General features: G+C 53.6%; 21 protein-coding genes and 1 pseudogene. 12 read left to right on the forward strand and 10 right to left on the reverse strand.

Annotation, left to right across the window (positions count from 1 at the left end; translation table 11 throughout):
• Positions 1–149 precede the first annotated feature (149 nt).
• A complete protein-coding gene (locus ACI514_RS07685; RefSeq protein ID WP_034155623.1) occupies positions 150–590 on the forward strand; it encodes a carboxymuconolactone decarboxylase family protein in 441 nt (146 codons plus the stop codon).
• Positions 591–690: 100 nt separating this feature from the next.
• Here the strand turns inward: ACI514_RS07685 and ACI514_RS07690 are convergent, their stop codons facing one another.
• Positions 691–1,005 carry a hypothetical protein gene (locus ACI514_RS07690; RefSeq protein WP_160058407.1) on the reverse strand — a complete coding sequence of 105 codons (315 nt, stop codon included), beginning with the start codon at positions 1,003–1,005 and terminating at the stop codon, positions 691–693.
• 207 nt (positions 1,006–1,212) lie between these two features.
• Here ACI514_RS07690 and ACI514_RS07695 point away from each other — a divergent pair, with 207 nt between their 5' ends.
• The 3 genes from ACI514_RS07695 to ACI514_RS07705 are packed head-to-tail and all read left to right on the forward strand — an operon-like array spanning position 1,213 to position 3,396.
• A complete protein-coding gene (locus tag ACI514_RS07695; RefSeq protein WP_095122850.1) occupies positions 1,213–1,878 on the forward strand; it encodes a secretin and TonB N-terminal domain-containing protein in 666 nt (221 codons plus the stop codon).
• Entirely contained in the window at positions 1,875–2,426 is a 552-nt protein-coding gene (locus ACI514_RS07700; RefSeq protein ID WP_405123445.1) for an RNA polymerase sigma factor, read from the forward strand. Before ACI514_RS07695 ends, ACI514_RS07700 begins: the two co-directional genes overlap by 4 nt.
• Positions 2,427–2,457: 31 nt before the next feature.
• Positions 2,458–3,396, forward strand: a complete 939-nt coding sequence (locus ACI514_RS07705; protein ID WP_405123446.1) for a FecR family protein — start codon at positions 2,458–2,460, stop codon at positions 3,394–3,396.
• Between the two features lie 769 nt (positions 3,397–4,165).
• On the opposite strand, the gene ACI514_RS07710 is transcribed toward ACI514_RS07705, so the two are convergent.
• Together ACI514_RS07710 and gspH are read right to left on the reverse strand one after the other, a co-directional pair.
• On the reverse strand, positions 4,166–4,774 hold the full coding sequence (locus ACI514_RS07710; protein ID WP_137218205.1) for a prepilin-type N-terminal cleavage/methylation domain-containing protein: 609 nt from the start codon (positions 4,772–4,774) through the stop codon (positions 4,166–4,168).
• Positions 4,771–5,217 (reverse strand): type II secretion system minor pseudopilin GspH, encoded by a 447-nt coding sequence (gspH, locus tag ACI514_RS07715; protein WP_316918172.1) that lies wholly within the window; start codon positions 5,215–5,217, stop codon positions 4,771–4,773. The genes ACI514_RS07710 and gspH overlap by 4 nt, the downstream gene beginning before the upstream one ends.
• 120 nt (positions 5,218–5,337) lie before the next feature.
• Between gspH and ACI514_RS07720 the strand changes: the two genes are divergently transcribed.
• Positions 5,338–5,769, forward strand: a complete 432-nt coding sequence (locus tag ACI514_RS07720; protein ID WP_102902200.1) for a type II secretion system protein N — start codon at positions 5,338–5,340, stop codon at positions 5,767–5,769.
• A gap of 188 nt (positions 5,770–5,957) precedes the next feature.
• On the opposite strand, the gene ACI514_RS07725 is transcribed toward ACI514_RS07720, so the two are convergent.
• The 3 genes from ACI514_RS07725 to ACI514_RS07735 are packed head-to-tail and all read right to left on the reverse strand — an operon-like array spanning position 5,958 to position 10,436.
• Positions 5,958–8,318, reverse strand: coding sequence for an AAA family ATPase (locus ACI514_RS07725; RefSeq protein WP_405123447.1), 2,361 nt, complete (start codon positions 8,316–8,318; stop codon positions 5,958–5,960).
• Entirely contained in the window at positions 8,318–9,010 is a 693-nt protein-coding gene (locus ACI514_RS07730; protein ID WP_405123448.1) for an ABC-three component system middle component 1, read from the reverse strand. The genes ACI514_RS07725 and ACI514_RS07730 overlap by 1 nt, the downstream gene beginning before the upstream one ends.
• Complete coding sequence (locus ACI514_RS07735) at positions 9,000–10,436, reverse strand: ABC-three component system protein (protein WP_405123449.1); 1,437 nt, start codon at positions 10,434–10,436, stop codon at positions 9,000–9,002. The genes ACI514_RS07730 and ACI514_RS07735 overlap by 11 nt, the downstream gene beginning before the upstream one ends.
• A gap of 515 nt (positions 10,437–10,951) precedes the next feature.
• Between ACI514_RS07735 and ACI514_RS07740 the strand changes: the two are divergent.
• From ACI514_RS07740 to ACI514_RS07760, 5 genes and pseudogenes are all read left to right on the forward strand, one after another.
• Positions 10,952–12,100: pseudogene (locus ACI514_RS07740) on the forward strand (hypothetical protein).
• Positions 12,097–12,480 (forward strand): hypothetical protein, encoded by a 384-nt coding sequence (locus ACI514_RS07745; RefSeq protein WP_150708672.1) that lies wholly within the window; start codon positions 12,097–12,099, stop codon positions 12,478–12,480. Before ACI514_RS07740 ends, ACI514_RS07745 begins: the two are co-directional and overlap by 4 nt.
• A gap of 85 nt (positions 12,481–12,565) precedes the next feature.
• Positions 12,566–12,952, forward strand: coding sequence for a hypothetical protein (locus ACI514_RS07750; protein WP_405123450.1), 387 nt, complete (start codon positions 12,566–12,568; stop codon positions 12,950–12,952).
• Between the two features lie 60 nt (positions 12,953–13,012).
• Entirely contained in the window at positions 13,013–13,300 is a 288-nt protein-coding gene (locus ACI514_RS07755) for a hypothetical protein (protein ID WP_405123451.1), read from the forward strand.
• Between the two features lie 473 nt (positions 13,301–13,773).
• Positions 13,774–14,133 carry a DUF6124 family protein gene (locus ACI514_RS07760; protein WP_405123452.1) on the forward strand — a complete coding sequence of 120 codons (360 nt, stop codon included), beginning with the start codon at positions 13,774–13,776 and terminating at the stop codon, positions 14,131–14,133.
• A 174-nt stretch (positions 14,134–14,307) separates the two neighbouring features.
• Here ACI514_RS07760 and ACI514_RS07765 read toward each other — a convergent pair whose 3' ends face one another.
• Complete coding sequence (locus ACI514_RS07765) at positions 14,308–15,249, reverse strand: aromatic alcohol reductase (RefSeq protein WP_405123453.1); 942 nt, start codon at positions 15,247–15,249, stop codon at positions 14,308–14,310.
• A gap of 96 nt (positions 15,250–15,345) precedes the next feature.
• Between ACI514_RS07765 and ACI514_RS07770 the strand changes: the two genes are divergently transcribed.
• A complete protein-coding gene (locus tag ACI514_RS07770) occupies positions 15,346–15,804 on the forward strand; it encodes a helix-turn-helix domain-containing protein (protein ID WP_095122810.1) in 459 nt (152 codons plus the stop codon).
• A gap of 111 nt (positions 15,805–15,915) precedes the next feature.
• Here the strand turns inward: ACI514_RS07770 and ACI514_RS07775 are convergent, their stop codons facing one another.
• From ACI514_RS07775 to gspI, 3 genes are all read right to left on the reverse strand, one after another.
• On the reverse strand, positions 15,916–16,485 hold the full coding sequence (locus ACI514_RS07775) for a LemA family protein (RefSeq protein ID WP_160058373.1): 570 nt from the start codon (positions 16,483–16,485) through the stop codon (positions 15,916–15,918).
• Positions 16,486–16,488: 3 nt separating this feature from the next.
• Positions 16,489–17,553, reverse strand: coding sequence for a hypothetical protein (locus ACI514_RS07780; protein ID WP_405123454.1), 1,065 nt, complete (start codon positions 17,551–17,553; stop codon positions 16,489–16,491).
• Between the two features lie 681 nt (positions 17,554–18,234).
• Positions 18,235–18,621 (reverse strand): type II secretion system minor pseudopilin GspI, encoded by a 387-nt coding sequence (gspI, locus tag ACI514_RS07785; protein WP_405123455.1) that lies wholly within the window; start codon positions 18,619–18,621, stop codon positions 18,235–18,237.
• Positions 18,622–18,768: 147 nt separating this feature from the next.
• Between gspI and gspG the strand changes: the two genes are divergently transcribed.
• On the forward strand, positions 18,769–19,227 hold the full coding sequence (gspG, locus tag ACI514_RS07790) for a type II secretion system major pseudopilin GspG (protein ID WP_038368790.1): 459 nt from the start codon (positions 18,769–18,771) through the stop codon (positions 19,225–19,227).
• Positions 19,228–19,231: the final 4 nt, after the last annotated feature.

A 19,231-nucleotide genomic window follows, 5' to 3' on the forward strand; every position in this document is an offset into this window, starting at 1 on the left:
ACACCGCTATCGCGAGCAGGCTCACTCCTACAGGGATTTGTGCTCGGCTGATGGTGATTGGTGTAGCGGTTTTCCGTGCAATTGGGGCTGTAATGCATCGCTGTCGGCGTTTACGGTGAACTCATTATTCCGTCTAACGAGACCTGCCCATGTCCCCGCGCCTGGATTACTACAACGCTTCGCCCAAAGCGATGAAAGCGATGATTGCCATGGAGGCGCTGACCGCCAACCTCAGCATCGAACAGCCGCTGCTGCAATTGATCCGCATCCGAGCCTCGCAACTCAATGGCTGCGCATTCTGCACCGACATGCACTCGGTGGATGCGCGACGGGCCGGGGAGAGTGATCGGCGTTTGTATGCGATCGCGGTGTGGCGCGACAGCAACTTCTTCAACCCGCGCGAGCGTGCGGCGCTGGCCTGGGCCGAGGCGGTGACGTTGTTGGCGGAGAGCCGTGTGCCTGATGAGGTGTATCAGCAGGCGCGCGAGCAATTCAACGAAGGGGAATTGGTCGACCTGACCATGGCCGTGACCACCATCAACAGCTGGAACCGCCTCGCAGTAAGCTTCCGCCAAACGCCTAGCGATTGAAGATCAAAAGATCGCAGGCTTCGGCAGCTCCTACAGGGAAACGATCAAAATCCCATGTAGGAGCTGCCGAAGGCTGCGATCTTTTGATTTTGACGTTGCCCTAATTCGCCGGACGTTGCGGTTTCACCGAGGTGCCGAAGGTGTTGCCCATCCGCGTACTGGTCGCCGCCGGGGTCGCCAGCCCAACTTGGTTCGGCGGCCGCTTGTTCACCGGCACATTCAGCGCCTCTTGATTCTTCTCCGCCGCCGCAGCGCCTTCCGGGTTGTTGCCCATCTGCTGGCTCAGACAGTCATAATTCGGCGCCTTGTAACCGCCGACCGTCACTTCCACACAGCCCAACGGCTGCTCCGCATAAGCGCTCGACAGAGCCATCAACAACAGCCCGCCAAGGCTGATTCGCCACAGTGTTTTCATGCTCGCCTCCTGGCCGGCCCGAAGGAGCCGCGCTATGGCTTGAGTCTAGTGCAAGCCTTGCGCAATTCCCGTGATGGTTTTTTTGCACCGCCCGTCACACCAGATTCATAAACAGCCCTCAGGATGACGATTTCCAAGGATTCGTCAGCCGTGCAGCGAGGCAATTCCACGGACGGTTTTCAGCGTTCAACGAGGCTTGTGCGCCGGATGTGTCTGGGGTGGCTGCTTGGCTGTGCGGCGGGCCACGCCATGGCTGACGCGGTGCCGGCGGACTTGCGAATGACGCTGCACATTCCGGCACAGGATCTGGCGCACGCGCTGGATCAGTACAGCCACGCCACTGGCGTTGCGGTGCTGGTCGACAGTCAGTTGAGTCGCGGCCGACGTTCGCTCGCGGTGGACGGCGAATACACCGCCGCCGATGCCCTGCGTCGATTGCTCGGCGGCAGTGGTTTGATGGCGCGCTATGCCCGCGACGATGCGTTTACCTTGCAAGTGGCGCAGGTCGAAGACGTGCCGGCACCGCCGCAAAAACAGACGCCGGAAAGCGTCGCGGTCAACCGCAGTTACGCCACGGCGGTGCAAGCGGCGATCGAGCGCAACCTGTGCCGCTCGCCGCTGACCCGACCGGGCAGTTATCGCGCGGTGTTGCAGGTCTGGGTTGGCCGCGACGGCTTGGTGCAGCACAACCGGTTGGTCACTTCGACCGGTGATGTACGGCGCGACAACGCGCTGGTGGAGAGCTTTCGCAATCTCAAGATCGACCGTCCGACGCCCAGCGCCTTGCGTCAGCCGGTCACGTTGCTGTTGTTACCGGAGTCGTCAGGGAAACGCATGGAATGCACCAAATGGGAAGGAGTTTCCGGGGGATGAAAGACACCGGACAAGGTTCGATGGTCCAACTGTTCCTGACGTCCTACGAGGACTTTCGGGTGCGCCTGCGCAGGCGTCTCGGTTCGGAGGATCTGGCCAACGACGTGCTGCACGAAACCTACCTGCGCGTCGACCGCATGGAGACGCCGCCGAACGTCCTGCGGCCCAATGCTTACCTCTACCGCATGGCCCTGAACATCGCCGCCGACCGCCGTCAGGCCGACGCGCGCCTGCTCACCGGCGAAGAAGTCGAGGATCTGCTGCAAATCGGCGACGAAGCCCTCGATCCGGCGCGGGTGGTGGGCGGGCAGAAGGAAATCCAGTCGCTGCTCAGTGCGTTGTACGAGCTGCCCGCACGGCGCCGGAAGATCTTCATCGCGGCGCGTCTGGAAGAGGCGCCGCACCTGGAAATCTCGCAGCGTTTCGGCATTTCCACGCGCATGGTCGAGAAGGAAATCAAAGCGGCGTTGGGCTTTTGCGCGGCGAAACTGGAAAGAAAAGTGTTTCAGCGGTTCGGTCGCGGGGCCGGAAAACCGTCTTCTGAATAGTGCCCGATCAATTCGTTGAGAATCTGCGCGTTTGAACATCTTTCGACTGACATCTGCCAAGCCATCGGCGGCCGACCATCTGCACAGCGAAGCCCGCGACTGGCTGGTCCTGCTGACCTCCGGCCGCGCCACTGTGGCCGACGCCCGCGCTCTGCGCGAATGGTGCGCGCAGAGTGCCGAACATGCCCGCGCGTTCGAAGAGGCCAAGCGGTTGTGGCACAACCTGCAACCTGCCGCGCAAGGCTTGCAGGCACCGCGCGGGTTTGGTCGACGTGCTTTTCTCGGTGGGGCGATTGCTGCGTCGGCGGCGTTTTTGCTGGTGCGCGGGACGATTCCTGGTGGTTTTGAAGGGCTGGGCGCTGACTACATCACTGAAGTTGGCCAGCAGCGTCGTTTCGAACCGGTGCAGGGTGTGAGCCTGGAGCTGAATACTCAGACGCGGATCAATCAGCGTGCAGTGTCTGAGGGTGTGCAGGGGTTTGAACTGGTCAGTGGTGAGGTTGAAGTGCAGACCGCGCGGTTGCCGTTGGCGATGCAGGCTGGGGGAGGGTGGTTGCGCGCGAGTCAGGGGCGGTTCAATTTGCGTAATACCGATCAGCAGGTGTGTGTGACTTGTCTTGATGGTGCGGTTGAAGTGGATGTTGAGGGGCGTAGCCTGCGTCTTGAACCGGGGCAGCAGGTGACCTATGACGCGCGGCAGGTTGGCAGTGTGCAGAGTGTCGACACGGCGGCGGTGATGAATTGGCGTCAGCAAGTGTTGGTGTTTAATGGCGCTACGCTGAGTCAGATGATCGACGAGATCAACCGGTATCGGCCGGGGATGTTGTTGCTGCTTAATCGTGAGCTTGGGCAGCGGCGGGTGCAGGCGCGCTTTAGCCTTGACCAACTTGCTGGCGTTGCATTGCTGATTCGCGATGCTTATGGCGTCAAGTGCACTGAGTTGCCGGGTGGCGTTGTCGTTTTGAGTTAGTGGGTTTGATTGGGTACATATCCGTTGTTGCGGTAACGGCGGCTTAGGGTTCCGCCCTTACGGCGGGTCACTTTTTCCAGACGCCGAAAAAGTAACCAAAAAGGCTTGCTCCTACGTGCGGCCCGCTCGCTAGGGCTCGGGGTTCCTTCGCTGCGGGATTCATCCGGGCGCATCGCCTACGGTTTGCTTCGCTGCACCTCCTCTCGATGCATTTGGCTGCGCCAAACGGTCGCTGCGCTCCCACCCCCGGATGAATCCCTCCACTCAGCCTTCCGACGTCGCCCGTGGATCAAGATCAAAAGCTGCAGCCGAGCTAACGCTCATCCTGTTGAGTGGGGCGGCTTTGCCGCTGGGGTGGTACGCAAATTAAAACTGTGGGAGCGAGCCTGCTCGCGAAGACGGCCTACCAGCCAACCAATCCCCAACTGACTCCACCCAATCCAACTGTAGGAGCGAGCCTGCTCGCGAAGGCGACCTACCAGCCAACCAATCCCCAACTGCCCACCCCCAATCCAATTGTAGGAGTGAGCCTGCTCGCGATGACGACCTCACAGCCAACCAACCTCCAACTGACCTCACCCAATCCCACTGTGGGAGCGAGCTTGCTCGCGAAGACGGCCTACCAGCCAACCAATCCCCAACTGGCTACCCCCAATCCAATTGTGGGAGCGAGCCTGCTCGCGAAAGCGGTCCATCAGTAACAACCATGTTGACTGACCCACCACGCTCGCGAGCAATCCCCTCCCACATTTAATTCATGGCCAGCAAATCACTCCAACGGCCCAATCACCTGCCGATACTTCTCCACCCCCTGCGCCGTCCCCCGACTCAACCGAATCTCCAACCCCAACGGATCCTCCCGCCGATTCCCGCTCAACTGCCGCCACCCCTTATCCACCTCCCAAACCCGTACCTGCACATCACTGACATCATTCAAAACAGCCACCCCATTCCCAGGCGCCGGCAACGGATACCGACTCCGCGCCTCAGCCACCGCCCGATACAACGTGTCGCCCTTGACCCACCACCGCACCCGCTGCAACGCCCCCGGCTGGTCCGCCGCCGTCCGAATAATGTCCAGCCGAAACCCCTTACTGTCGCTACTGCGCACAGTCAAAGCGGGCGGGGCGCTCGGCGGCTCATCATCCACGCCAACCTTCTTCGGCTCGGTCAACTCAACCCCCGCCCGCATCTCCACATCCCGCTGCAACTGATTCAGCGCCCGCAACAAACCGTCACTCTGCTCACTGCTCGCCTGCAAATGGCTGTCCGCCCGCGTCACACTGTCCAGCCCCCGCCAGGCAATCAGACTCACCACCGCCATCAACAGAATCGCGACCATCACCTCAATCAACGTAAACCCTTGCTGGCGCTTCATTGCAGGCTGATCCTGCCACTGCCATCACGCAGCACACTCAAGCGATTCAACCCATCCGACAACGTCAATTGCAGCGGCGGATTGATCCACTCAGCGTTCAGCACAACCCTCTGTTTCGGCTCCACCCGCACCTCCACCTTCGGACTCTGCCAGGCACGCGGCCGCAACTGCGGATCCTGCGCGAAATGATCAAACCCCTTGCCACTGTCACTGCGCCGACTAAACCGAAACCCCTTGGCATCACTCACCCACACAATCGGCCGGCCATCCGCCCGGGCCTCGGCCTGCGCCACCTGCAGCAACTGCGCCACACGCTCGGCATCCTTGCGCAGCAACTGCAACGGATCCGGCTTGATACTCAGGCTGATCGCCGCACTGGCGATGCCGATGATCACCAGCACCACCATCAACTCGATCAGCGTAAAACCCTGTTGCCTGTTCATCGCGCGCGCGCTCCTTTGCGTCCTGCGCCATCGTGCACGGCCAACATGTAAGGCGTGTGAAATAAAACGGAGAGAATTGCCGCGTAGGCTGACAGCAGGGATAAAAAGGAGATTCAACCCATGACTTTCACCGCACGTATTTCCCCACCCCAAATGGTCCAGGCCCTCGCACTGCTTGCGGCGCTGGTCGGCGTGGCGACGTGGTCGTCGCTGCTGCTGACCTCCGCCGAATCCCACACCCCGGCAGCGGCCCCGCAGTTGCTTGCGGCGCGTAGCGATAGCCCGGCGTTGCAGTGGTTTTCCAATCAAACGGCGCCGATGGACATCAAGGTGAGCGGGGTGATGGCGGGGAGTCGGGGGGCGGTGGCGATACTGAGTTTGAACGACGGGCCGCCGAGGAGTTTTTTGCAGGGGGAGAAGGTGGGGCCTGGAGTGAAGTTGGTGGCGGTGGAGGGGGATGGGGTGGTGATTGAGCAGGGTGGGGAGAGGGTGCGGTTGGGGGTGGAGAGGTTGGCGGAGGGGGTGGTGTTGCCGAGGCTTACGAGACCCTGATTTGTAGGATCAAATTCTTTTTTGCGGTTTTTTTGACTGCCAGTTTAAGTGCCTGAAAAGCAAAGAGTCGACAAGCAATAGAGTATTTGTGGTCGCTCTCGGCGTGAAGCAGGCAGTCGAGAATACCTGCTATCGCCGAAAGGGGGGATTCAGAGGTGTTTAGAGAATTCAGGGTAGCTCACTGTGCTCTAGCCCACCACTGGTGCGTACGTATAGTTATCTAATGAATCAAATTCTTCCCCTGTCATAAGATTCAGTTGGCGAACTTTTCGACCATATTTTAGATATTTATATACAAAATATTTAGCCACTTTGTCTTCGTGTGTGGAAAGCACTATTTGTCGATCAGGAAATTCATTGCGTAACAGTTCGACCAATGAAGACATGTTGATGTCATCCATGGTTTGCACAGGATCATCAATGAGAATTGGCGAGAAGCTTTTAGCGTAAATCTTGTTTAAGGCCAGAGTTAATGAAATAACCACTGCTGAAATTTGCCCCGAGCTCATGGTGTTCAAAATGTCATGATCACGTTGGTAATTCGATACTAATCTAACGTTTTTAAGCTCATCTCCGCCGGTGGGGTCCTTAAGGAAGACACCTTGCCCAATTCCGGACTGGTGTGATTGTAATATTTTTCCCGAATAGATGTAGAATGGAATTTCAATGTCGCCGATCAACTTCTTTTTATACTGGCGAATTTTTTTAAGCACTTTCACTGCGATTCCGGCTAGCTCCTGCTCAATTTTCTCTAGCCTTTTAGCGTTCTCCGTATGGGTCGCGATATCTTTTAGCACAGCTTGAAATGACGAATGAAAACAAGACTCTAGATATTTTTTCTTTTGTTCAACTTTTTCTTCAGTAATCGACAAGAGATTACCGTTGCGATTGCCAAAATACTCTCTGAACATCCGATCAAAGGCGTCACCTTCGTTTGCGAGTTGGTATTCCAGTGAAGCTGGTGGTGTATTTGTGTGTATGCGATTCATCATTTCCTCAAGATTTGAGGAAAGTTTTTCAGCGTCCACTTGATGAGATAGTGGCGGAAGCATCAGGTCATCGACACTGAAGGGGCAACCTTTTAACCACGCGTCAAATTTAATCAAACGCTCTTTAGTGAGCTCTGCTTTTTTCAACGATGCCATCACGTTATCTGGAAGGACAGTGTTTTTAGCCCGAAACTCTTCAATCTTTGCAATCACTGGCTCAATAAAACGAGTTTTTATGCTATTTGCCAGCACTAGGATTGATCTATCTTGATCCGATAACAGCTTTGAAAAGTCACTTGCACGAATCGAAGCGGCAATCTCAAGCTGGTCATGATTTTCGTGGGGCTTGCCACAGAATGGACACCTAGATTCTTCAGGTAACGCAGCTAAGGAATTATTCAATTCCGTATGTTGTGCAACAATTTTTCGGTAAATTACTTTGAGTCCCGAGCTGCTCCTGCGAAGCTCATTTATCGTGTCTTGATCTTTTTGAAACTGTTCAAAATCATGTCTCCCTAACAGGTCAAAAATATGAAATAAATTATCCGGAATATCGCCACCCAACAAAGCAGCATGACATCTTTCAAAAACCTTATCCTTCGACCTTCTTTCGTCCATATCCTGGATATGACCTAAAGAATTGTAAAAGCAAATATAATCTGATATTAGGTCAGGTGACCGGTAGGCTCTTGAGTACGGAAGAGAACTAAGATAAAAGTCTCGATTCTTAACAAATTCCAGCATTCGATCAAGCTCGCTGGAAAAAGATGAAAATTTTGACTGATTGAATGCTTCAAACTCCAACAAATCCCATTCCGGTGATTTAGAGTTTTCTACTAACCAAGGAAGCAGGTAATGGTGCTCGACTTCACCAAATTTTGTGGTATGCCTTTCGTCGTCTATGTTGTGGCTATTTTTTAATAGTTCGGCTTTTTGAAGCTGTATTGTACGCTGGGAAGCGAGCCGCTTTTCTGTATTCTTCAGGTGTGTGTATTTGGCTTCTGCAGCGGCGGTATCGCCAAAAAGCTGTGATATCTCAGTAGCCCGCGCAGTTTCACTATTTGACTTTAAAAATGAAGCAGCTTCCTCTTGCTGCACATAATGGAACAGATGAAAGTCTCTAGTGAAGTTGTTGTTTTCAAGGATTTTGTCTACGTCTGTTTGCTTTGCTGGCGTCCAACCTGACTCGTCTTTAATAAATACGTCCCAAAGTTCAGGGAAGCGAGATATTTTTTGTGCGCCGGTAGGTATTGGGGATTTGAGTTTTCGTCTGAACGATAACAGATCTTCTGGCGATCGTGAAAGCACAACATCAATTAGGACGTCTGATCGAGGGTTGTAAGCAACAACCACATCTTCAGGAATCTGACGGCCGTCCGTACTGATGAAGCGTTTAATTGTTCCGGAAAGAGCCAGTTCAATAGCATCGAAAACCGAGGTTTTCCCATATCCATTGGGCCCATCTAAAAGCATTAGATCACTTCTATTGAAGTCGACCCGATATGCGTCGCTGCCGAATACCTTGAAATTTGTAAATTCGATGCTCGAAAGTCTTATCACTAGATTGTCCTCTTCAAAAATTCGGACATTAATTGTTCATCGTCAAGGTTTTCATCAGTCTCCTGCGAAAACTCATACAGATCCAATTCATTTTTGGAGAGGTTGGAAACTAAAGATGAGTCCAAATCAAATAATCGCTTTGGATCATGCAGGTAGGTAACAAAAGGTATCTTTATAAATATCTTCAATATAAGAGAGTAATAATTTTCAAGCTCGGCGGATTTCTCTTTGAATCGTTGAAAATATGCACCATCACCCTGGCTAACCAATTCGTTGAGTTGTAAAAGCGTGAGGTCGCTATTTTTTTCTTTCAAGTCCGCGAGTTCTTCCGGGCTATAGGAAATTACATTTTTTTTGAAGTTGTATCGGTCCTCTTCCAGCTGAAATACTTGCTTACTCGTGATGGCGCGCTCAGGCCAGCAAATTATCATCGTGCAATTTTTAGAGAACGCTCTATCCACGATTGGGCTTTCTCTAGCTTTTAGATGCAAACCATCCGCCCACTCGGAAAGCAACTTTTCAGCATGCTGGCTCGTAGCTTTTTTACATTCTATAACCAAGTAATATTCGGCTTTGTTTTCGGCTGCTAAAGGCTTGAAAAGCCTTGTTATCAACTCGTCGTAGTTATGCTCGAATTTTAAAGCCTCATACCCGTTATTCAAAAAAACATTGTCTATCAGATTAATCAGCATTTAGTTCATCCATGGCTTGCTGAATGGGTATCAGCCGAAGATTGCTAAAATAATCGTCGCGGGGCTCTTCTTCTACCACGTTAGCCGACAGTGGCGCGGTGGTATGCGTAGTAGCTTGCTCATTCAGTGACATCCTCTGCGGTCCATCGTAGATCATATGGTTAATTTCATATAAATCTTCTACGATCCGTGTGTTGGCCCTGAGTTTCTTGGCGATGTTGGTAGGCGATCGATCATTTATAGTTGTTGGCAGGTAATAGTTCGCAGGTTTGGCTAGTGATCGATATACTAATTTATTATTGCTCTCGTCATTCTCGCAAGACGCACAATCTATAGCATTAAAAATTCTAAGTAGTACGTCGGTTACACCGTTTTCATTGACTGCTAAAGCTTGATCGATATTTGTTAGTGAATCAAATTTTACGGATGGCGAAAAGTTTTTGTAATAACTAAAAAGCTTTTCCGGGTCTGCATTCAGCAGAGTATATCGAATCTGGGAAAGATTACACACGAACCCTTCCGGGTCTTCGGGTGTGGAATAATAGTCGGGATTGCTAATAAACTCATCAAAGAGGCAAAAAAAGCGCTCTTTGAATTTGATGGCCAAATACTTACCGCTTATATCTTCATAATCTGCATCCAAAATTGCGATAATTTCGGATATTTCGATATGTAATAGGTCGGACGCTTGCTTTTGCAAGTGTCTTTCCGTCACATAGATGTCCACCATTTCCAGCAGATGATGAAAACCGTTATCGATCTGCTTGGCGGTATTCACTCCTCCCCTTATAATCAGAATTTCTTGAAGTTTCGACTTGATTAGATCATTTATATCGTCGATGCTGCAGCAGGCTCTCCCGTTATACATATAGCTCTGTATTCTGGCTAAAGCTAATAGCGGGTCAGTTACAATGGCTTGAAGCGCGTCGTAGACTTCCTCTACCGTCAAACTATGAAACGCCTGCTTTATTATTTTCGCGGTTTTGTTTCTATCTGGCTCAACATTGACTGCCTTAAAAATCGTACTCGATGCTGGCGTAGCATCATGCTCGTTTATTAGATCCCTAATAAAATCTGCGATGGCTTGCTGCAGATTTTTACCAGCAGGAAGGTTAATGACCTTCCAAGTATGTATGTAGCCTAATGGGCCTGGCTGGCTGTACAGGTTTAGTGTAAGCCCGAAGAGTGCCTCATCATATGAACTGAAGCTTTGTTTTTCGTAAGCCTTAACTTGATGAAATGAAACCAGTTCTCCACCTACGAATAATTCAAAATCTTCGTTGTTCTCTAAAACGATTGAATCACCGTGGAATGTGTGCGTAGGATCTGCGCTAAGCTTTTCGCGTATGTGACAAAGTACGTAATGAAGAGCAAGCTTTCCTTGGTAATTATATCCACTCCAAGAGGGCGTCGCGTCGTGGATCATGCTTGCAGTTCCTCGTAAGAATTCAGCATCCAGCTTTCTTCAGTGAGTGCTTTTACTGCGCAAACGCCGCATAGTCGAGCGATTGAGCTGTAGGTGCACAATGCCACCATACAAATATTTTGGCGAGACCGCCTGTTGGAAATCTGAACCCCCCAACGCCTCACATTGCGCTAAAGGCCTTCCGTCAACTCATCCACAAGCAGTATCGCTTGTTGTCACTATCAATCGTCCCTGGTTCCCTACACAAATCTGAATGACTGCTAATGGCCGGAAGCAGCTAGGGTGTTAAAGATAGCTTAACGCGTACAAGTCAGCTCTAACGCGATGGAGTGGCCATCTGCTGCCATACACCCATCTTCCCTCACCAGTTATCCTGCGCACCCCGCGAATGACAGGAATCAGCCGTTTGGGCACAGCTTTTTAAGTTTTGTCCTACAGCCAGCACTTGGGCTTTTCGATAGCGTCGGACTGTCGGAACCTCAAGTCGGGATTCCCGAAGTGAACAAGGATGATGCATGAGTGAATATGGAAACGTACCAAGGCCCGCACTACCTAACCCGCCAAGAAAACAGGTCTACCGTGGCGTAGAACCGACTGATCTGCACGCCAAGCACTGGGCAGAATACCCTGAGGCTCCCGCAGAGAAACCGGCTGTTGCGAAGCCAGCAGCGGAACCCGGTTTCTACATCGTTCAGCAAGTCATGCCGCGCTCTGCGCTGGAAGCAGCATTGTTCGATAAGCCGGATGGTGCAACGCTCGAGAAATTCACGCGCCTCAACCCTCACGTCACTGGGTACGCCAAGCCCGGGTAGCTCATCGTGTTGAGTGATCCGAACAATCCTCAGTGCACACGTGAAGAAGCGTTGCTCATGGAAGCGGCCCAGAAAGTGGACGCGGCACTCAAGCCCATGACCGACGAAGAGGCGAGCTTCATGGTTCGCTATCAGAGCCAGATTGAGTCCATTCTTTCGCAAGGCTCAACATCAATCGGAGTGGGTGAATCAATCTTCGCCAAGAACCTGGGAGACGTGACAACGTCGCTGAAGGAAATCGAAACGCTGCACCAGAAAAGTTTTCAGCGTGACGGTCATTTGCGTGGTTCGGAGTTCTTTGATGAACGCGCACGACTGTTTGCCAAGCTTGATAGGCAGCTCACCGGGTTAACCAGAAAGGGCATCGGTTTCCCTGATCATCCAAGTTTGAAATCAGCCCTCGGCATTTCAAGTAAAAGCTTGGTGCATCACTGGGCCCTGGCCGGTGCTCCGGGACAGATTCCCGGTTACGCCACTCACGCAGAAGGTGTCGCCAGAGCGGCCAAGGTTGTGAAGTATGGTGGCTGGATTGGTACAGCGGTCGTGGGAGGGGCGTCTTACATGAAGGTTCAAGAAGTCTGTGCGGCAGGTAACAAAGATGCCTGTGAAAAGATTAAATACACAGAGGGCGGTAGCTTCATTGGCGGTGTGACCGGTGGGGCGATGACAGGTGCAGCACTCACTGCTCCAGTGGTAGGTGCAATCTGTGTGGGGCTTGGCGTGCCTACGGGTGGATTGGGAACCCTCGCTTGCGGCGTGGTCGTTGTAGCGGCAGGCTCATATGCTGGCGGGGCGGTAGGAGGGGCCGGTGGTGAAATGTTCGGCGAAGTGATTTACGAGGTGACTAAATGAATACCGCTGAACTGATAGTCGGAGGATTGTGTGGCGTAGTGATTATCTCGATGATCATCTGGATCGGAATTGCTCTCTACATTGCACATATCAAGATGGACGTGATCCTTGAACACCTCAAAAACAGTTCTGCCGGTACTAGGTTAGCTGCGCTTAAGCACGGAGGTGCGTGGGGAAAATTGCTTCTAGTAGGTGGTGCCTCTGGTCTCGTTACGTTCACGAATTTCTATATGAGACGCGGCACGCTCAGTGCCGATGACGTAGAGAATTTTCCTTCCTCCCTCAAGCAGAGACTTGTGTTGATGCAATGGAGCGCAATAGTGCTGCTTTCTGCGATGGTTGTGCTGGTTGCTCTGGGGAAATCAGGAGTACTCAAGTAACCGGATGAGAAGCGTGATCAGCCCCGTTTGAACGCTTGGAGACTAAAAGCGAGTGAACTGGTGAGAAAATCTACTCGGCGGGGAAGTGAGTTTGAACGTCGTTGATAAGGTACTTCTGTCCATTGCCATCGTTGATCTGGCAGGGCTGATTCTTTGGATAGGCTTCTGTTTGCACCTGGCCTATACGAAGATGGATTTGATGTTGGAGCACCTGAAGAATTGCTCAGCCATCATGACTCGGGCACCGCTTCGGCATGGTGGGCCTTGGGGAAAGCTTCTGCTCGTAGGCGGCATTTCGGGAATTGTGACGTTCCCTAAGTTTTACTTGAAAAGGGGCGAGCTGAACTTTGAAGATTTGGCCAGTTTCCCAGCCCCCCTCAAACGGAAGCTAGTAGTGCTGCAATGGAGCGTCATTTTTCTGTTGTTGGTCATGATCAGCTTTGGGATCGCTGTTAAGTCAGGTTTTGTTTAGCGGTGCTGAGCACTGAGTCATCAAGCCAAAAAATCTGCTTCCACCTCCGGCACCGAAAAAATGAAAAAGCTTTTAATCGCGGCAATCCTCGTCGTGGTGACCATGCTCTACGTCGGCTACTACAACGCCGTTGAGGATGGCGACATCGAGACGATTGTCTTCATCAAGAAGCACCCCACGTTTCAGATGAAGTTCTACAACATCCACGCCAATGATGGCGAGATCAGGAAGATAGAGCGCCTGACGGCAGAGGAACGGGGGTGGATTATTGATTACTGCAGGTACCGGTTGGGCATCGATACAGACCTGAGCACTCAGGGTGACGTCGATATGTGCTGGAAGAAATAGCACTATTTATATGGCCGAGGTTGTCAGTTACGACTGGCAATCTCGGCCATTTTCTTTCGTCTGTTGGGATGAGGGAGCGGATCTGTTGAGGGATCTGTCGCGGAATGACGGGCCAGATAAACGCCAATGTTTAAAAAGACATCTCCAGACACTCTCTCAGGCTACATATCCTTGCGCCTTTGCCTACAGCTACGCCAGAATCCGCCGGCTTGTGCGCCTTGGGGGCGAGTTCTATTGTGGTCCGGTCGCTGACGAATCAGCGATCGGGTTTAGCGACTCGACTTTTTGTATTAGGTGCATCAGCGTTCCATGCTTTGTCGCAGATTCAATGTCTGCGACTCCGCTATGGGGGCTGTATGCGGGAGACCCTCGGGTCTGCCGGGTGCCTATAACCGGTTCGCTAACCTGCGTACAGCCGCCACCTTTCTGTTTAGCGACAGTTATGGCGGCTCCACTCTAATAGGAGCTTCACCATGATCAAACCAACACCCAACCCGCCCGAAACCGCCTCGGTTTCCCCCTACGAATCCATCGACTCCAAAAAACTCCACGAAGCCGCCGACCGCGCGCTCGACCATTACCTCTGTCCGCCCGGTTCCACGCCGCCCCCACGTAAAAACCGTGGGATGTACGCCGTGACAGCGGACAACAAAACCGAAGAACTGCTGGTCGATGCCAGTGAAACACTCGCTTCGGCCAAAACCATCGCCCAGAACGTCTCCAGTCTGTTGCCGGCATCGCAGCGCCAGGCGCTGGCGGGGATTGCGCAGTTGATCATGCTCGGGGAGTTGGCGGTGAATCGGGCGTTGGATAATTTGCAGTTGCCGGAGTGATGCAGGTGTCAGAGCACTTGGTGATTGATCAGGTGTGAACTCTGGCGCCTTCGCGAGCAGGCTCGCTCCCACCTTTGAGCGTGTTCCATGGTGGGAGTGCGCTGGCTCTTCTGCCGCGATAAGTTTCGACACGATGTACGCGTTTCTGTAACCGCGAGTGGTGCTTGCTTAGCGTTAATCGACTGCGAGGTTGTCCCGAGCCCACTGTTCAGCCGTAGTTACCTGAATCGAATGCTGTTCGTTGAACGTCCCCGCTTTCGGCCACGACACGCCTCTGCCTTGGGCAAATACGGCGCGGTATTTTTTGATGTGATGAGTGGGGTCTTTTTCCAGTTCCTGCATCAGGTACGGAACCGTCCAGACGTTACGCTTGAACGGCCGCCCCAGCACACGTTCAAGCAGGCTCGTCACCTGCCCATACGTCACCGTGTCGCCAGACAGGTAGACGATCTCATTGCGAAAGCGCGGTTCGAAGAAAACGATGTCCGCTGTCAGCTTACCGATGTCCTCGGGCGTCGTGAGCGTCACGCTGGTTTCCAGGCTGCCCAAGGCGTTGATGGCGTCGTTCTCAAAGTCGACGACCTCAAAGACCGGCTCGAACAGAAAACTGGTGAACATGCCGGTCGAGATGATCACCCACTCGGTTTTATCTTGTGCACGAAGTAGTTCGCGCACGTCGAGTTGCGCATCGAACAAGTCCTGCGGGCTGCCCCGGCCAATCACTTCGAAATCGACGCCAAACTGCCAAGGGAAGTAGCGCTTCACGCCGGACTTGAGCGCTGCGGTCGCCAGTTTCATCGGCGTTTCACGGCCCGCGACCATGCCGGCGCAGCCTATGACGGTGTCGAATGCTGCGAACACTTCGGCCAGTTGATCGATGGAGTCGTCAACCAGGTCTGCTGCGACCAGCTGGATGCCCAGGCTGCGCAGTTCATCGATTTCCAGTTTTTTCTCAGGGACTTGTGTGTTGATGGTCGAATCCCTGAGCAGGACGCTGAGGGTGCTGCCGGGCGAGCGCTTGGCTACCCGCGCCAGATTGCGCAGCACCGGCAGGCCGAGTTCTCCGGCGCCGAGTACGAGAATGGATTGGGGGGAAGGGTGGGTCGCTGCGGTCATGATGTCTCCTGAGATCCGTCGTCTGTATGATTTGGCGATGCTGGCACGATTGCGCAGCGCTCAGAAGAAGGCACACGCGTGATACCAGGGGGACACATGACCGATGAGGAAACCCTTAGCCAGGCAGAAGCGATCTGCCAGACGCTAAGACGAGACGATGATGGCGTGCGGCGCGAAGTCCTGGCGCACGCCGGCAGCCGCTGGTCACTGGGCATCCTGCATGCCCTGGGTGTGTACGGCACGATGCGTCATGCCGAGATCAAACGGCAAATGACGGGCGTGACTCAGCGCATGTTGACCAAGACGCTGCGGGCGCTGGAACGTGATGGTCTGCTGATACGGCGGGAGTTGGATCAAGTGCCGCCCCATGTTGAGTACGAGCTGACGGCGTTGGGTATGGAGTTGTTGGTTCGCATGTCGCCGATTTGGACTTGGGTTGTGGAGCACGTGGATGATTTTCGCGAGGCGCGTCGTGTGTTTGATGGTCAGAGCGGGAAAAAGCCTGCTTGGCAGGTTCCGGTGGTGGGGCTGGTTGATTCAGAAGGGGCCGATTGAACGCTCGTGTCATTGAATGGTTCGCGCCCGAGAAATCAGCGGCGAATCTATTCAAGGGGACAGGTGATCGACCACCACCCTCACAGGTGATGGTTTGATGCTTAACGCAGGTTAGATATTCGGGGTGTAAGAGAAGCTCTGCGAAGCTTCGGTATCGGTGAATGGCGTAACGCGAGTTTTCTTGTTGAACAGGCCATTGACGACCGAGCCCGGGAACATCTCGATGGTGTTGTTGAACAGTTCGACGTTGCGGTTGTAGATGGTGATGGCCGCTCCGACGTTCTCTTGTTGTTCGGCAATTTCACGCATCATGTTGTTCGCCGCTTCTGATGCTTTCAGGTCAGGGTAGGCCTCGAAAGCGATGCGCAAGCCACCCATCAGCTCTCTCGAGGCGGTTTCAACTTTGGTGAGGGCATGGCCGTCCGCTCCAGCAGGCAGGGCGTGGACCGCGCTGCGCAGGCCGGTGATTTTTTCGAGGAGGCTGGCCTCAAAGACCATGAAGTCGGCGAGCACCTTTTGAAGCTGATCGAGCACCTTGGTCTTTTGGCGTTCGTAAACGAGGACGTCCGACCAGGCACGTTGTACTGCGTTGTGTCCCCCGATGATGTCGTTGTAGATGCCCAAGCCCACTAAGATGATGATGACGGCGATCACAGCGGAGAGGATGAGTGCAATGTCCATGGCTTACTTCTCTTTGCGTTTTTTTGGGGGAGTGGCGGTCAAGGCAAAGTTGTCATCGTGCAGTTCGGTGAGTGCATGGCTCCATTGGAGCACAGACATCAGGCGGGGCAGTGCGACACCCGCAGAAATTTCTGCGTAAAACTCGTTGGGTGAAGCCAGCGTATGCTCAGTGCCGAACGCGAGCAGGTCGCTGCTCGCGAAGCTGAGGCACAGCTTGCCATTGTCGGAGAACTCCAGGTTCGGACGATGGAGGATGTCGAATAGCTTCAACAAGTGCAGCACTGTCGAAGGTTTGATGAATTTCGCGCAGAGTATCTCGCTCTGCCCAGTCAAACAGAACGCTTTATTAAAGTCCGGAGATGCCGTGTCCATCGGCCATGAGTAGTCGTTCTCTGATTGGTCATCAGATCTGACCGATATCCCGGTGACCCAGGGAAAGTCGATGACCAAACTGTACCGGTCGTAGTGGTCATACACCACTCGCGTCTCCGTTTTGGTTTTGCCGTCTTTGTCGGTCACCGTGACTTGCACCGTTCGTTTGTTGACGTAGTGCAGTTGGCGGTAATTGTAAGGAAGCTCACGCAGTGTGCCGGTAAATACTCCCTCTATCGATTCGACAAACTCTCGGCTGTAGTTGCCTCGAGTGTAGTCACCAAATTGCGCATCCAGTTCGTCGAGGGTCCAGTCCGAGTCTTCTTCCAGGAACATCAACCCGTTGTGGAAGTAGGAGGACAGTTCAGCAATTCTTCGGCTGAGCGATGGCAAGCGATCAGCTTTGGATGTCATCCATTTCATGCTCCCAACGGCGAACCCGATGCCTAGCACACCAGTGACTGCGCCGACCAAGCCAGGCTCAATTTGCAGACGTTGAAAGAAAGAAACGACGGAATAGGTATTCATATACCCAAAAAGGACTACAGCGCCCGCAATCAATAGCAGGCCAGTACCGAAAAAACACCATGCGCGTGTGCAATTGAATTTGAGCGGGCCATCGTAGGAGGCGAACTCGTGGATCACCTTCAATAGGTCGGCTGTGGATTCAGCACTGTCAATATTAGCTTCGCTCACAGTCAGCAACTCATTCAGTCGCGCGTTCTGCGATGTGTTGGGCCTGTAGACATCCATCAACGAGAGCACGGGAGAATACTCACGACAGCGTAGGGCGGCTCGAAGCAAGCGGGTCGAAGGTTTGCAGACTCAATTGGAAGAGCGGGTGATTCAGGGATGCCTGGTGCGGGAGCAATGGCCCAGATTGTGGATTTGGTTCTATTCATAATCTGTCAGAAATTTGGAAAAGGAGGGGACGATACCATTGTCATGGCAATGATGGCTTCTGGCCGGTCTCAGTTTCTGTAGATGATTCTTCCGGGATGGGGGGCAAAAGCTACCCTCACCCCAGCCCTCTCCCGGGGGGAGAGGGGGCCGATCGAGGTGTCTTGCGGGGTACGTCGACCTGAAAGATCGTGGGGATTATGGCTTTGGTGATTCTGGGGGTTGCGAGTAGAAGCAGCCCTCACCCCAGCCCTCTCCCGGAGGGAGAGGGGGCCGACCGAGGTGTCTTGCGGGGTACGTCGACCTGGAAGATTTTGGCGATTATGGTTCGGTGAAGGAACTTAGCGATTATGGCTTTGGTGAAGGGCCTTCGATTTGGCTTTGTGAGCTTGGCGATTTTGGATTCAACGAAAGACGTTCAAGTCGGTGTAACTCTCGAATATCCCCGAATCGGTCCCCTCTACCTCTGGGAGAGGGCTAGGGTGAGGGGCTTTCGGTTCGGGACATTAAAGTCTCAAGCCTGGCCAACGGTGGCGCGTCCTGGTTGCGGTCGAATACCTGAATACCAATCTTGAGCAACCGTCCATTTTCGGCTGCGCTGATCACCTGTTCACAGCGCAGCAATAGCCGCCCCTGATCACATTCCTGCGCCTTCATCCCCATCGGCAACTTCCCTTCCAGCCGCAACTCCGCCATCCGACTCTGCGCCGCAATCATCGCCACCGACCGATCCCTTAAAACCCCGCTGCTCTGCGTCATCAACCCCGCCACGCGCACTGCCGCCGACATCGCCACGGCAATAATCGCCAGCGCCACCAGCACCTCAATCAACGTGAAACCTGCTTCCCGCGAACGCGCACGCATACATGGCCCAAAGCCAAAACCCAGCCCTCGACGCTAACCCGCGTGCTTGACGGCTTGACGACGAAAACACCCGAGGATTTTCAACATCACTGACATATCTTCTTGCAACACTGCGCGTCGAATCGAATCAAGCCAGGGTATGTCGAGATGGATATCGCACCTTTCAAATCGCTTCAGCAACCGATGCGCACGCCGCGTGGTCAGCAGGGTTTTACCCTGATCGAGATCATGGTGGTCGTGGTGATTCTGGGGATTCTTGCGGCGATGGTGGTGCCCAAGGTACTCGACCGGCCGGATCAGGCGCGGGCGACGGCGGCGAAGCAGGATATTGGTGGGTTGATGCAGGCGTTGAAGTTGTATCGCCTTGATCACGGTACTTATCCGTCGATGAATCAGGGTTTGAAAGTCCTGGTTGAGCGGCCGGCGGATGCGAAGAACAGCAATTGGCGCTCGTACCTGGAGCGCTTGCCGAACGATCCGTGGGGGCGGCCTTATCAGTACCTCAACCCCGGCGCGAATGGCGAGATCGACATTTTTTCCCTCGGTGCCGACGGTCAGCCGGACGGCGACGGCGTGAATGCCGATATCGGTTCCTGGCAGTTGTAAGGCC

It is taken from the genome of Pseudomonas sp. M20 (assembly GCF_045037865.1).
In the GTDB taxonomy this organism is placed as follows: Bacteria; Pseudomonadota; Gammaproteobacteria; order Pseudomonadales; family Pseudomonadaceae; genus Aquipseudomonas.